This is a genomic window from Streptomyces sp. NPDC001502 (genome assembly GCF_042894785.1).
GTDB lineage: Bacteria > Actinomycetota > Actinomycetes > Streptomycetales > Streptomycetaceae > Streptomyces > Streptomyces kutzneri.
In genome coordinates, this window is the sequence record NZ_JBIAVW010000002.1 from 425,344 (window position 1) to 437,526 (window position 12,183).

The 12,183-nt window shown below is 72.2% G+C and carries 13 protein-coding genes and 1 pseudogene; 10 read left to right on the forward strand and 4 right to left on the reverse strand.

Going from position 1 to position 12,183, the window contains the following annotated elements; translation table 11 throughout:
• The first annotated feature begins 34 nt into the window (after positions 1–34).
• From ACFY0D_RS04325 to ACFY0D_RS04350, 6 genes are all read left to right on the forward strand, one after another.
• Positions 35–475, forward strand: coding sequence for a hypothetical protein (locus tag ACFY0D_RS04325; protein WP_189966848.1), 441 nt, complete (start codon positions 35–37; stop codon positions 473–475).
• The gene (locus ACFY0D_RS04330; RefSeq protein ID WP_390796877.1) at positions 472–1,269 is read left to right on the forward strand and encodes a transcriptional regulator; all 798 of its coding nucleotides are present in this window, start codon (positions 472–474) and stop codon (positions 1,267–1,269) included. Before ACFY0D_RS04325 ends, ACFY0D_RS04330 begins: the two co-directional genes overlap by 4 nt.
• A gap of 71 nt (positions 1,270–1,340) precedes the next feature.
• Positions 1,341–1,760 (forward strand): roadblock/LC7 domain-containing protein, encoded by a 420-nt coding sequence (locus ACFY0D_RS04335; protein WP_390796878.1) that lies wholly within the window; start codon positions 1,341–1,343, stop codon positions 1,758–1,760.
• Positions 1,761–1,884: 124 nt separating this feature from the next.
• On the forward strand, positions 1,885–2,259 hold the full coding sequence (locus ACFY0D_RS04340) for a hypothetical protein (protein ID WP_150255694.1): 375 nt from the start codon (positions 1,885–1,887) through the stop codon (positions 2,257–2,259).
• A 195-nt stretch (positions 2,260–2,454) separates the two neighbouring features.
• Complete coding sequence (locus ACFY0D_RS04345) at positions 2,455–6,033, forward strand: CDP-glycerol glycerophosphotransferase family protein (RefSeq protein ID WP_390796879.1); 3,579 nt, start codon at positions 2,455–2,457, stop codon at positions 6,031–6,033.
• A gap of 125 nt (positions 6,034–6,158) precedes the next feature.
• Complete coding sequence (locus ACFY0D_RS04350; protein ID WP_390796880.1) at positions 6,159–6,644, forward strand: VOC family protein; 486 nt, start codon at positions 6,159–6,161, stop codon at positions 6,642–6,644.
• 21 nt (positions 6,645–6,665) lie between these two features.
• Here ACFY0D_RS04350 and ACFY0D_RS04355 read toward each other — a convergent pair whose 3' ends face one another.
• Complete coding sequence (locus tag ACFY0D_RS04355; RefSeq protein ID WP_390796881.1) at positions 6,666–7,394, reverse strand: NAD-dependent deacetylase; 729 nt, start codon at positions 7,392–7,394, stop codon at positions 6,666–6,668.
• A gap of 152 nt (positions 7,395–7,546) precedes the next feature.
• On the opposite strand from ACFY0D_RS04355, the gene ACFY0D_RS04360 reads away from it, so the two are divergent.
• Genes ACFY0D_RS04360 through ACFY0D_RS04370 form a run of 3 tightly spaced genes read left to right on the forward strand, consistent with a single transcriptional unit; the run spans position 7,547 to position 9,813 of the window.
• Positions 7,547–7,975, forward strand: coding sequence for a hypothetical protein (locus ACFY0D_RS04360; protein ID WP_390796882.1), 429 nt, complete (start codon positions 7,547–7,549; stop codon positions 7,973–7,975).
• A gap of 42 nt (positions 7,976–8,017) precedes the next feature.
• Positions 8,018–8,974 carry an ATP-grasp domain-containing protein gene (locus tag ACFY0D_RS04365; protein WP_390796883.1) on the forward strand — a complete coding sequence of 319 codons (957 nt, stop codon included), beginning with the start codon at positions 8,018–8,020 and terminating at the stop codon, positions 8,972–8,974.
• Entirely contained in the window at positions 8,971–9,813 is an 843-nt protein-coding gene (locus ACFY0D_RS04370; RefSeq protein WP_390796884.1) for a GNAT family N-acetyltransferase, read from the forward strand. Before ACFY0D_RS04365 ends, ACFY0D_RS04370 begins: the two co-directional genes overlap by 4 nt.
• Before the next feature lie 201 nt (positions 9,814–10,014).
• Here the strand turns inward: ACFY0D_RS04370 and ACFY0D_RS04375 are convergent, their stop codons facing one another.
• Positions 10,015–10,458: an SSI family serine proteinase inhibitor gene (locus ACFY0D_RS04375; RefSeq protein WP_390796885.1), complete on the reverse strand. Its 444-nt coding sequence runs from the start codon at positions 10,456–10,458 to the stop codon at positions 10,015–10,017.
• 412 nt (positions 10,459–10,870) lie between these two features.
• Between ACFY0D_RS04375 and ACFY0D_RS04380 the strand changes: the two are divergent.
• Positions 10,871–11,002, forward strand: a pseudogene (locus ACFY0D_RS04380) (ATP-binding cassette domain-containing protein); the annotation flags it as partial.
• A gap of 175 nt (positions 11,003–11,177) precedes the next feature.
• Here the strand turns inward: ACFY0D_RS04380 and ACFY0D_RS04385 are convergent.
• Entirely contained in the window at positions 11,178–11,639 is a 462-nt protein-coding gene (locus tag ACFY0D_RS04385) for a Crp/Fnr family transcriptional regulator (RefSeq protein WP_189742646.1), read from the reverse strand.
• Positions 11,640–11,780: 141 nt separating this feature from the next.
• Positions 11,781–12,089, reverse strand: a complete 309-nt coding sequence (locus ACFY0D_RS04390; RefSeq protein ID WP_189742644.1) for a hypothetical protein — start codon at positions 12,087–12,089, stop codon at positions 11,781–11,783.
• Between the last annotated feature and the right edge of the window lie 94 nt (positions 12,090–12,183).

Sequence of the window (12,183 nt, forward strand, 5' to 3'; positions counted from 1 at the left end):
CACCCCAGCACGTCCGGCCGGGAGGGGAGCCCGCGTGCCCGGGATCGACGAATGCCTGCTCGAAGCCATGGCCCTGCCTGGTGCGCGGGGGGCCGCGCTGGTCGACTGGAGCAGCGGACTGGCCCTCGGCACCGCGGGGGAGTCGCCCGTGGGCGACCACGAGACCACCGCCGCCGAGACCGCCGAACTGGCTCGGGCGGCAGCCGAGTACGAGTCCTTCGCCCCGGCGGAGACCGACCCGGCACACGGTGGCGGAGCCGTTCCCTCCGCCGGTTCGTCCGCCGGCTTACCGGCCGGCCCGCCTGTCGAGGATCTGATCGTCACCACCCGCACTGGATACCACGTACTGCGCTTCGTCGAGACGAGCTTCGACAGCAGCGTATTCCTGCACCTGTGGCTCGACCGTGCCGACGGCAATCTCGCCCTCGCGCGCCACAGGCTCCGCGCCCTGGCGGAGGGGCTGGTACTCAGATGACCACCCCGGCCACCGCCACGGCCGCGAACGCCTTCGCCGCTGTCTCCCCCCTTCTCACCCGACTCGCCGCGGAGCGCGCCACCGGCGCCCTGCTCCGCGACCGCGGCACCCTCTTCCTGGAGGACGGCCGCATCGTGCACGCGGAGAGCCCGGCCACCCCCGGTCTCGACGTACTGCTCACCACCGGCGGCGGCCTCGCCCCCGAGCGCTGGCGCGAGGCCGTGGACCGGGCCGGTGCCCGCCGCCAGGTCGCCCGCTTCCTCGTGGACAGCGGCGGGCTCGCCGACGGGGAGCTGGAGATATGCCACCTCGCCGCCATATTCGACGCCGCCTTCTTCGCGCTCTCCCCGGGCAGCGGGCCCTCCCGCTTCCGCCGCGGAGCCACCCACTGGATCGGCTCCGTCCGTTCCGTTCCCGCCGCCGCCGTCGAACGGGAGACCCGGCGCCGCCGGGACCTGCTCGACGCGGTCTGGCCGTACCCCCTGCTGGACACCTCCCCGGTCGTACCCCGGGCGGCCGCGCCGGGCCAGACGATCACCTCCCGGCAGCGGGCCCTGCTGGGCCGGGCCGACGGCCTGCGCACCCCGGCCGACCTCGCGTGGGTCCTGGGCCGGCCCGCCTTCCACACCCTGCTCGACGTACGGCGCCTCGCGGCGGCCGGACTGGTCGAGACCCCGCACACCCCGGCCCCGCCACCGGCCGTGGCGCCCCTGCCCGACTGGATGACCGAGGCCCAATCCCCGGACGTGGCGCTGCTCCGCCGGTTACGCGACGCACTGGAGGCAAGTCTGTGAGGCTCCCGCTGCGACCGGCCCTGCGTGCCGACCGCTCCGAGCGAAGGCAGCCCGAAAGGAGAAAGGCCGACATGAGTACGGTGCCCCCCGAGACGGAGGCCGAGATACTCGCCGAGCTCCGCAGGCTGCGGGCCCGGGTACCCCAGCTCACCGGCGCGCTCGCCGCGAGCGCCGACGGTTTCGTGCTGGCCCAGGACAGCGCCGCCACCGAGGCCGAGTCCATCGCGGCGCTGACCGCCGCCGCCCTCGGGGTGGCCCAGCGGCTCAGCGACTGCACCGGCCAGGGCGCCTTCCGCGAACTGCTCGTGCGCGGTGAGGACGGCTACGTCGCCACCTACGCGGCGGGACTGGCGGCGGTCCTCACCCTGACCGCCGAACCGCGCGTCAACGTCGGGCGCCTCCACCTTGAGGCCCGGCGTTCCAGTCTCCGGATAGCAGAACTGATCGACCACACCCTCGGGCGACGCGGTCCCGGAGCCGCGCCCGGGTGATCCGCGTTCCGGCCGGCGGCAGGGCCCGACCTGTCCGGCGCGTGCCGCCACGGCCACACCCGGCTACAGCCAGTCACATTCCCTCACGTCCCAGTCACAGTGAAACGAGAAAGAGGACCCTCTCATGGTCAATGTGGAGACCGCACTCAAGGAAGCCACCACCACGATCGAAGGCGCGATCGGTGCCGCGCTCGTCGACTACGGCAGTGGTATGGCCCTCGGCACCATCGGGGGCGGCAAGGACCTCGACCTCGCGGTCGCGGCGGCGGGCAACACGGACGTGGTGCGCGCCAAGGTCCGCACGATGGAGATGCTCGGCCTCAAGGACGAGATCGAGGACATCCTCATCACCCTCGGCAGCCAGTACCACCTGATCCGGCTGATGAAGGCCCGCGGTTCCACGGGCTTCTTCCTCTACCTGGCGCTCGACAAGGGGCGCGCCAACCTCGCGATGGCCCGTCATCAACTGAAGAAGATCGAAGCAGACCTGGAGGTCTGACCGGCCCTGCCGGGTACGGTCGGGCCGCCTCCAACCGCATCGCCGAAGTGGCGGACGGCTGAATTCTTTGCCGTCCGCCCTGGCGGTTGGCTGCGTATGCCCCATATGGGTGGAGTTTATGACTCTGTTACAGAGTAGGATGCTGTGAGTAGCTGATCATCGACAAAGCATAAAACGCTGGAGAAACCGCCACCCATGCCGCCGCGCCTGAGTATCGTCGTCCCCGTCTACAACGTCGAGCTCTACCTCGACGAGTGCCTGGAATCCATCGCATCCCAGACCTTCGAAGACTTCGAGGTCATCCTCGTGGACGACGGGTCCACGGACACCAGCGCCGTCATAGCCAAGGCGTTCGCCGCCAAGGACAAGCGCTTCCGCGTCGTGATGCAGGACAACGCAGGCCTCGGTGCGGCCCGCAACGTGGGCGCGCGTCACGCCGACAAGGACAGCGAGTACCTGGCCTTCGTCGACAGTGACGACACGATGCCCGACTACGCCTACCAGCGTCTCATCGACGCACTCGACGAGACGGGTTCGGACTTCGCGGGCGGCAATGTGAAGCGCTTCCGCTCCGTCGGCATGCAGCAGTCCTGGGGGCACCGGGCCGCCTTCGCCCGCACCCAGCTGAAGACCCACATCTCGAAGTTCCCGGCGCTGGTCACCGACCGCACCGCGTGGAACAAGGTCTACCGGCGCAGCTTCTGGGACCGGCACGGCTTCCAGTACCCGGAAGGCATCCTCTACGAGGACGCCCCGGTCAGCATCCCCGCGCACTACTTCGCCTCCAGCGTCGACATCATCAGCGACTGCGTCTACCACTGGCGCGTCCGCGAGACCGGCGAGCGCTCCATCACCCAGCGCTCCACCGACCCGATCTCCCTCATCGACCGGGTGAAGTCCGTACGCCTGGTCCGCGAGTCCCTCAAGGCCAAGCAGGGCGCCAAGTACGCCCGCTACCTGCGCGACTACGACCACAACGTGCTGAGCGAGGAACTCCCGCTCATCTACAAGTACGTCGACGAGGGCGGCCCCGAATTCCGCGCCGCGTTCGTCAAGGAGGTCGGCGGTCTCGTCCGCGAGATCGGCCCCGGCCCCTGGTCCGACCTGACCGTCGCCGACCGGCTCAAGGCGTACCTGGCCGGCGAAGGCCGCGTCGAGGACTTCATCGCGCTCCAGCACCACCAGCGCGACTACAACTACAGCGTGCCGGTCAAGGGCCTCGCCCGCCCGCAGGCGGACTACCCCTTCCTGCAGGGCCGTCCGCCGGTCCCGGCCAAGATCCTCACCCTCGGCCCGCGCGAGCGCCGCGTCGTCAGCCGCCTGGAGCAGGCGGCCTGGGCCGACGGCAAGCTGCTGCTGCGCGGATACGCCCTCCCCGGCCACCTCGGTGCGGAGAGCCGCCTCGGCTCCCGCAAGATGCTGGTCTTCCGCGAGGGGAACAAGCGCCGCCGCTCCGTCGTCAGCACCCGTACCGTCGCCTCCCCGATGGCCACGGTGAAGGCCCCGCACCTCGCGCTGCGGCACGCCGACTGGGCCGGCTTCACGGCCGTCGTCGACCCCTCGATCTTCCAGTCGGGCGGCAAGTGGAACCAGGGCATATGGACCACGTCCATCGCCGTCACCGGGGCCGGCGGCCTGCACCGCGCCCGCCTGCGGGGCGGCGAGAACGACACTGCCCAGAACCCGCCCCCGCACTGGGTGGCCCCCGACGTCCGGATCGTCCCGGCCGTCTCCGGCGCCCTCACCATCCAGGTGGAGATCGCCCGCGCCCGCGCCCTGGACGTCCACGCCGCGGGTGACGACGCCGTCGAGATCATCGGCGAACTCTCCGCCGAGGCCGTCGGATCCACCGCGCTGCAGGCCGTCCATGTCACCACGGGCACCGTCCTCACCTTCCCGCTGGAGACCGCGGCGTCCGGCGCCGGGCGCGCCTCGTTCACCGCCCGCGTCCCGCTGGCCGACCTGGCCGCCGTACCGGACGCCGCGTGCGAGCCCGGCGAGTGGGCCCCCGAGCCGTGGAGCCTCTCCGCCATCGGCCCCGACGGCACCGAGCACCGCATGGTCCACGACGAGCGCGGTGGATTCGACGGCCTCGTCCTGCCCCTGCCCGGTGAGGAGGGGGACCGCTCCCTCTTCGCCAAGCGCGGCAACACCGGACACCTGACCCTCTCCGTACAGCCCTCCCCGCCGCTGGTCGACGAGGTCATCGCCGAGGACGGCACCCTCACCCTGCGGGGCCGCTTCGTCGCGCCGACCGACGAGCCGTACGAGTTCGTCCTGCACGACGCGCACGGCGTGGAGTTCAGCTACCCCGTCACCCGTGACGGGGACGCCTTCGAGGCCGTCTTCCAGCCCGTGCTGCCCGAGGCGTACGCCGGCCGCACCACGCTCCCCGAGGGCCGCTGGTGGCCGACGCTGCGCCGGGCCGCCCAGGGCGGAACCACCGCCGGACTGCTCGGTGTCGACCGGGGCGCTCCCGTACAGATGGGCCCCGGCCTGCTCTTCGCCGGGCCGCACCCGCTCACCGTCCAGGGCCGCCGGATGCGGGTCGAGGCCCGCTTCTACGACCGCATGGTGCTGGTCGCCGACCCGCTGATCAGCCCGCACGACCGCTCCCACTACGCGCAGCGCGTCGCCCGCTTCGAGACCTACCCGGCGCAGCGCGCGCTGCCGGTCAAGGACATCGTCGTCTACGACACCTTCCAGGGGCAGGGCGCCGGCGACTCGCCGCGCGCCATCCACGAGGAACTGGTGCGCCGCGGCGAGAAGCTGGAGCACATCTGGCTGGTCCGCGACGGCCGCGCCGAGGTTCCCGCGACCGCCCGCGCCGTGCAGTACGGCAGCGTGGAGTCGTGGGAGGTGCTGGCCCGCGCCCGCTACTACGTGACCAACGACAACGTGCCGCAGCGCTTCGAGCGCCGCGCCGGCCAGGTCGTCGTACAGACGTGGCACGGCACGCCGATCAAGCAGATCGGCCACGACTTCGTGCACGACTACTACACGAGCCCGGAGATCCTGGAGGGGCTGGAGCACGACAGCGCCCAGTGGACCCTGCTGGCCTCCCCGAGCTCCTACGCGACGCCCCTGCTCAAGCGCGCCCTCGGCTACGACGGCGAGGTCATCGAGGCCGGCAGCCCGCGCACGGACGCTCTGGTACGGCCCGACGCGCAGCGGATCGCCGAGATCCGGCGGCGGCTCGGCCTGCCCGAGGGCAAGAAGGTCGTCCTCTACATGCCCACGTGGCGCGAGAACAACGAGGGCTTCTCCGGCGGCTACAAGCTCGATCTGCGGATCGATCTGGACCAGGCCCGCCGCGAGCTGGGCGAGGACCACGTCCTGCTGATCCGCGGCCACCACCACGTGACGGAGCAGGTCCGTGACGGTGTTCGCGACGGGTTCGTCGTCGACGTGTCCCGCTGGCCCGACGCGGCCGACCTGCTGCTGGTCGCCGACGTGCTGATCTCGGACTACTCCTCCGCGCTGTTCGACTTCGCGCACACCGACCGGCCGATCCTGCTCTTCACGTACGACCTGGAGCACTACCGCGGCACGCTGCGCGGCTTCAACTTCGACCTGGAGGCGAAGGCGCCGGGACCGCTGCTGGCGGACTCGGCGAGCCTGATCGAGGCCGTGCGCAACGCGGACGCGGTCGGGGCGGAGTACGCCGGGGCGCGCGCGGCGTTCCGCGCCGAGTTCTGTGACCTGGACGACGGCAACGCCACCGAGCGCGTCGTAGAGCGCATGCTCGCGATGGGCGCGGCGCCCGCCAAGTAGGCCGAACGGGCGAATTACCGGCTGAATGCGAACCGGCCCCGGACCCACCGATGAATTTCGGGTCCGGGGCCGGTCTGTATGTGAGGGACGGTGTCCACCGTCCACGCACCGGCCCGGAGGCAGAGATGAGCGGCAACGGATTCACCACGTGTCTGTGGTTCGACGGCAACGCGGAAGCGGCCGCCGACTACTACCTGTCCGTCTTCAAGGACGGCAAGATCGGCCGGATCGGCCGGTACACGGAGGCGGGCCCCGGCCAGGCCGACTCCGTGATGGTCGTGGAGTTCGAGATCAACGGCCAGCAGTTCATCGGCCTCAACGGCGGCCCGCAGTTCCCCTTCACCGAGGCGATCTCCTTCCAGATCCGCTGCGCCGACGAGGCGGAGGCGGACTACTACTGGGACGCGCTGACCAGCGGCGGCGGCGAGGAGGGCGTCTGCGGCTGGGTCAAGGACAGGTTCGGCGTGTCCTGGCAGGTCACCCCGCCGGGCGCCATCGACCTGATCGCCGACCCGGACCCGGGGCGGGCCGCCCGGGCCACCGCCGCGATGATGCAGATGAAGAAGCTGGACGTGGCGGAGATGCGCCGGGCGGCGGACGCGGAGGGCTAGGGACCGGGGCCGGGGCCAGGGTTAGGGCGCGGCGAACCTGGCCAGCAGGGCCGGGAGGGCGGCGCCGATCGGCTCCCGGACGATCTCGTCGGCCAGCGGGTCGTACGGGGTCTCCTCCGCGTTCACGATGATCAGCCGGGCCCCGGCCTCCGCGGCCATCCCGGCGAGCGACGCGGCGGGCTGCACCTGCAGGGTCGACCCGACGGCGATGAAGACCTGGCACCCCTTGGCCACGGCGATCGCCTGCCCCAGCACCTCGGGGTCGAGCCGCTGGCCGAACATCACGGTCGCCGACTTGAGGATCCCGCCGCACGCCAGGCAGGCGGGATCCGGCTCCCCGGCAGCCACCCGGGCCAGCGCCTGGTCCATGCCCGACCGGGCGTGGCAGTGCGTGCACACCACCGACCGGGCGCTGCCGTGCAGCTCGAACACCTTGCGGTCGGGCAGCCCGGCGAGCTGGTGCAGCCCGTCCACGTTCTGGGTGATCACCCGCACCGGGGTGCCACCGCGCTCCAGCTCCGCCACGGCCAGGTGCGCGGCGTTCGGCCGTGCTCCGAGCGCGCCGATCTCGGCACGCATCAGCCAGGAGCGGCGCCGGATCTCCGGATCGGCCATGTAGTACGCGTACGTCACGAGCTTCTCGGCGTCGGGATCCTGCCGCCACAGGCCCTGGGGCCCCCGGTAGTCCGGAATTCCGGAGTCGGTGGACATTCCGGCCCCGCTGAACACTGCGACAAGTGGCTTCCCCATGCATCGACCCTACGTACGGGTGAGGGTCGCCCGCGAGCCCATTTCCGCGCACCGGCCGGAGGGTCGTTTCTGCGGTGAATCCCGCCCCCCACAGGAGTGAGATCCGGGCCCTGCCCTCCCCATCCACCGGCCCGGCGGGTACAAGACCGGACATGATGCTCAAGCCGTACCGCCTCGGTGCCCTGCTGCTGACCCTGCTCGTGCTCCCGGTCATGCCGTCCGTTCCCGCGCTCGCCGCGCCCGCCGCCCTCGCGGGGAGGGGACACACCGCTGCCCAGATCAGCGACTTCCTCATCGGCTTCTACGGTGACCACGGTCCCTCCGTACAGGATCGGGAGAACCAGGTCTCGCAGATCCTCAAAGAGAGACAGCAGGTCAATGAGGAGGTCGACGTCCTGCTCTGCGCCCACGACGAGCCGCAGGACATCAGCGTCGGCCCGGTCACCGTCGCGAAGACCGCCTCGGTGGGTTGGGCCACCGTGACCACCCATTGGGCCTCCGGCACCACCGACACCTTCACCGCGTACGTGCGCCTCGACTCCAGCCCCATCCGGCTCGACGACGTGATCTGCGCGGGCTGAAATCCGTACGGTGAGCGACGGGGCCGTTCGTAGGGTGGGCGCATGGCTACGACAACCGCGACCACCACCACCACCGTCCTCCACTGCAGCGACCCGTTGAACGAGCGCCGGGTCGACGCCCACTTCGCGGCGGAGGCCCGGCAGTTGCGCGCCGCCGGGGGCACGGCCTTGCTCATCGACCACGACGCGCTGCTCGCCGGGGACACCGAGCGGGCCGTCGCACGCGTGCCGGAGGGGACCGGAGCCGTCTGGTACCGGGGCTGGATGATCCCCGCGGGCCGGTACGCCGCACTGGACGCGGCCCTGCGCCGGCGCGGTGGCGAGCTCGTCGTCACCCCGGAGGCGTACCGCCGGGCGCACGAACTCCCCGGCTGGTACGAGACCTTCGCGGGCCTGACTCCGGTCAGCGGCTGGTTGCCGGCGGGGCCGGGGGCGGTCCCGGACCCGGAGGGGCTCGCGGCCCTCGCGGCGGGCCTGCCGCCGGGAGCCGCCGTCGTGAAGGACTACGTGAAGTCCCGCAAGCACGAGTGGGACGAGGCCTGCTACGTGCCCGACCTCGCCGACCCGGCCGCGCTGCACCGCGTCGTCGCCCGCTTCGTCGAACTGCAGGGCGAGTTCCTGGCGGGCGGGGTGGTGCTGCGGGCCTTCGAGCACTTCGTCACGCCGGAGGCGGCGGCCGCGGAGATACGGGTGTGGTGGCGGGACGGGGCGCCCCGGCTGGTCACCGCCCACCCCGACAGCCCGGTCACCGAGATCCCGGAAGCGGCCCTCGAACCGGCCCTCGAACCCGTCCGGGCGGCCGTCGAGGCCCTGGGCTGCCCCTTCGTGACCACCGACCTCGCATGGCGCGCGGACGGGGTCTGGCGGGTCGTCGAAGTGGGGGACGGTCAGGTCAGCGACCTTCACCGGGAGGCCGATCAGGCCGCGTTCGTCCGCATTCTGACGGCTGATCAGGCCCCCCTGCGTACAACGGCCCCATCTGGTACAACACCGGCATGACGGGATTCGAGATCGCCGGCGCGAGCGCCGCCGACATGGAGCTGATCCGCGACTGGGCCGACGAGGAGGGCTGGAACCCGGGGGACTCGGACCGGTTCGCCTTCGCGGTCGCCGACCCGGAGGGGTTCCTCATCGGGCGGCTGGACGGCGAGCCGGTGGCCTGTATCTCCGCCGTGCGGTACGGCGGAGGCTTCGGCTTCATCGGCTTCTACATCGCCCGGCCGGCCGTCCGCGGCCAGGGGTACGGCATCCGGCTGTGGCACGCCGGGATGGAACGGCTCGACGGGCGGCTCGTGGGGCTGGACGGGGTCGTCGACCAGCAGGGCAACTATCGCAAATCAGGCTTCCGTTGGGCCTGGAACAACTTCCGCTACGAAGGCACCCCGCAGGGGGACGACGACGGCGCGGTCGAGATCGTGGACGCGGGAACCCTGCCCTTCGGCCGGCTCGCCGCCTACGACCGGCGGTTCTTCCCCGCGCCGCGGGATGCCTTCCTGTCCGCCTGGACCGGGCTGCCCGGCCGCACCGCGCTGGCCGCCGTCCGGGACGGCCGCATCGAGGGTCTCGGTGTGATCCGCCCCTCCAGCGCCGCCCACCGGATCGGCCCGCTCTACGCGGCCACCCCGGCGGTGGCGGCGGCCCTGCTGCGGGGGCTGGCCCGGCAGGCCCCCGACGGGCTGGTGTCCGTGGACGTACCGGACGCCAACCCGGCGGCCGGCGCGCTCTTCGAACGCCTCGGCCTGGCCCCGGCCTTCGAGACGGCCCGGATGTACACCGGCCCGGCACCGGACCTCCCCCTGCCGGAGCTTTTCGGGGTGACCAGTCTCGAACTGGGATGAGCGTGCAGCCGTGTTGTCCGCCTCGCTGGAGCAGGCCGAGGCCGCGGCGGCCGCCGGGGGCGCCCGCGCAGCGCGGACGCTTCTTCGCCAAGCGGTTCTTCCGGCCCGGGCGCGCCCTCGACATGGGCGGTGGCAACCCCCCTGCGGGCCGGGCCGGGCGGCGGTCGCACGGCGCCGCCCGGCCCACCGCTTCACGAGGGGTCAGAAACCGAACAGCGCGCCGGAGGTGTTCCGCAGGCCGCACGGATTGGCGAAGGTGTACGTGTAGCTGAGCCGCCGGCCCTGCCACACCCCGACGGCCGCCACCGTCATCGGGTTCCACTCCCTGGTACAGAGGGCGCCGGCGGCCGGTGCGGCGAGCGGGTCGAGCTGCGAGCCGTTCGCACGTAATTCGGCGCACGCCGCGGCCGGGTGCGGGTGCGTCCCGCCGGGCGTCGGCGAGCAGACGAGGGTCACCGCGCGCATGACCGTGCCCGTCTCGGCATCGGGCCCGGCCGTCACGCTGACCACCAGCGCGGACGGCGCGTACAGGCTCTCCGTACCGGTCGGTGCGGCTCCGGCCGTACCCGGCCAGGCCAGCGCGGTGAGCGCGGTGAGCGCCATGGCGGCGGAACCGAGCCCGAGACCCTTTGCGATGGACCGCATTTCGAACACTCCCTTGGGTTGGTGTTTCGGATAGCGGACGCAGTCTTGCCCACCCGAGCCGTGAACGCCCGTTCGGACCCCCATTTTTCGTCACCGATCGTGTACGAATGACTGCAGACCGCAGCCGTGCGGGCGGGCTGACCTGTGGAGGAACGGGCCGCCGAATCGGCCGAACACCGACCGGGACACCTCCCCGAAACCTGCCGCACCACGCCTGTGATCTGCCCGGACGTGGGCTGGACCCCCTCCCGGGGTAGGGCCGGCCCCACCCCCGGGACACGGCCTGGGCCCGCTGTGCCGCGCCGCCCCCGACGGTTGGCTGGGGGCTTGGAAAACGACGCGATCCAACTCAAGGACGTCACCCGGGTCTTCGGAGCCGGCGACCGGGCCGTCACCGCCCTCGACCGGGTCTCGGGCCCGCCACCGGCCCGCGCAGCTGTCCGGCGGGCAGCAGCAGCGCGTAGTCCTGGCCCGGGCCCTGATCACCCGCCCCGAGGTGCTCTTCGGCGACGAACCCACCGGCGCCCTGGACGCGCGGACCGGCGCTCGGCGTCGGCCTCATCGCCACCATGGGCCTCGGACTCGCCGCCACGCCGAACGCCCCGCAGCGCCTCCCGGAGCGGTTCGCCCAGGCCCCCGTCGTCGTCAAGGGCGACGACGTGCTGCGCGTCCCCGTCCCGGGCGCCGAGCGCACGGCAAGGCACCCCCCCCAGGGCTGTTCAGGCGGTGCTGCTGAGGCGGGGCGCGTACAGCTCCAGCAGGCGGGTGCGGGTCTGCTGGAGGCGCATCGCGAGCACGCGCCCGACCCAGTGCCCGATCGCGGAGCCGAAGGTGGGATCGGCGTCCATCAGCATCCGGACGGTCGCGGCGTCGAACTCGTACGCCCGTACCGGCGTCATCGCCTCCGCGCCGAGCTGCCACACGTACGGCGGGAACAGCCAGGACCAGCCCACCAGCTCACCGGGGCCGAGGCTCTCCACCGGCGCGGGCCGGCGGCCGGCGACGGGGATTTCCAGGGTCACGGTGCCGGAACGCACGATCCAGAAGGAATCCGCCCGGGTGCCCTCGTCGAAGATGCGCGCGCTCTCCGGGAAATTGACCTCACGGGCCTGGGACATCAGCCGTCCACGGTGCTCGGTGGACAGGACGGCGGCGATCCGGATGGGGGAAGGTGTGCTCACGACGGCCTCCGATCAGACCCCCCACGACGCTCCTGCTCTCCCAGTGTCGCCGAAGCCCGCCGAATCGCGGCCGGACCGGGCACGGTTTCTTCCGCACCCGATCGGGGAACGGGGCTCCTGAGCCCTTCCGCGGCCCATGGTTCAGGGGGTGTCCTCGGCGTTCGCCTCCAGGCAGGCCAGCTCCATCGCGTCGAGGACGGCCTCGTGGCTGCGCCCGCTCAGCTCGGCGACATTCTCGATCTGGGCCGTCGCCCAGGCAGCCAGCGTCATCACCAGCACCCGGAGCCCGTCGGTGCCGTGCTCGGCCAGGACCGCGTCGGCGACGACCATGGCCTCCTCGGGGACCTGCTCGGGCGGTTCGAGGCCCGCCAGACCGCGCAACAGGGTGAGGGTGCGGCGGGAGATCTCCGGCGTCATTCCCGCCAGCCGCATGTCTTCGTCGTCGTCCATCCGCCCCGCCCTCCGGTGCCGTGCCACATCACCTCAGGGCACGGTAGAGGGGCGCGGCCCCGCGCGGGGCCGTTTCGCCAGGGTGACGGAGTGT

Bases quoted from the DNA above. Each gene is read 5' to 3' on its own strand.
- ACFY0D_RS04330 (WP_390796877.1), top strand. From the start codon at position 472: ATGACCACCCCGGCCACCGCCACGGCCGCGAACGCCTTCGCCGCTGTC.
- ACFY0D_RS04335 (WP_390796878.1), top strand. From the start codon at position 1,341: ATGAGTACGGTGCCCCCCGAGACGGAGGCCGAGATACTCGCCGAGCTC.
- ACFY0D_RS04340 (WP_150255694.1), top strand. From the start codon at position 1,885: ATGGTCAATGTGGAGACCGCACTCAAGGAAGCCACCACCACGATCGAA.
- ACFY0D_RS04345 (WP_390796879.1), top strand. From the start codon at position 2,455: ATGCCGCCGCGCCTGAGTATCGTCGTCCCCGTCTACAACGTCGAGCTC.
- ACFY0D_RS04350 (WP_390796880.1), top strand. From the start codon at position 6,159: ATGAGCGGCAACGGATTCACCACGTGTCTGTGGTTCGACGGCAACGCG.
- ACFY0D_RS04355 (WP_390796881.1), bottom strand. From the start codon at position 7,394: ATGGGGAAGCCACTTGTCGCAGTGTTCAGCGGGGCCGGAATGTCCACC.
- ACFY0D_RS04360 (WP_390796882.1), top strand. From the start codon at position 7,547: ATGATGCTCAAGCCGTACCGCCTCGGTGCCCTGCTGCTGACCCTGCTC.
- ACFY0D_RS04365 (WP_390796883.1), top strand. From the start codon at position 8,018: ATGGCTACGACAACCGCGACCACCACCACCACCGTCCTCCACTGCAGC.
- ACFY0D_RS04370 (WP_390796884.1), top strand. From the start codon at position 8,971: ATGACGGGATTCGAGATCGCCGGCGCGAGCGCCGCCGACATGGAGCTG.
- ACFY0D_RS04375 (WP_390796885.1), bottom strand. From the start codon at position 10,458: ATGCGGTCCATCGCAAAGGGTCTCGGGCTCGGTTCCGCCGCCATGGCG.
- ACFY0D_RS04390 (WP_189742644.1), bottom strand. From the start codon at position 12,089: ATGGACGACGACGAAGACATGCGGCTGGCGGGAATGACGCCGGAGATC.